The organism is Citrobacter sp. Cu231 (assembly GCF_030332265.1).
Lineage (GTDB): Bacteria > Pseudomonadota > Gammaproteobacteria > Enterobacterales > Enterobacteriaceae > Citrobacter > Citrobacter meridianamericanus.
In genome coordinates, this window is the sequence record NZ_JAOWIE010000017.1 from 1 (window position 1) to 273 (window position 273).

At 56.4% G+C, this 273-nt stretch carries 1 other RNA gene; it reads left to right on the forward strand.

From position 1 onward, the window contains the following. Positions 1-84 precede the first annotated feature (84 nt). A non-coding RNA gene (locus OGY15_RS00755) (RtT sRNA) lies at positions 85-221 on the forward strand. The last annotated feature ends 52 nt before the right edge of the window (positions 222-273 follow it).

Genomic DNA, 273 nt, shown 5'->3' on the forward strand with positions numbered 1-273 from the left:
GGCAACGTATCCGGGGTTCGAATCCCCGCCTCACCGCCATATTTAAAGAAGAGCTCGTACGCAAGTACGGGCTTTTTTTTTCGCATAATGCACAGCCTGGCGGGGATGAGAAGCCCGGACCGGGGTTCGACTACTGGCGCAGCCAGTTGGACAGACTGCGAGTGCAGCGAGCAGGTTGCCCGCAGGGCGAGCGAAGCGAGTCAATCCCCGCCTCACCGCCATATTTAAAGAAGAGCTCGTACGCAAGTACGGGCTTTTTTTTTCGCATAATGC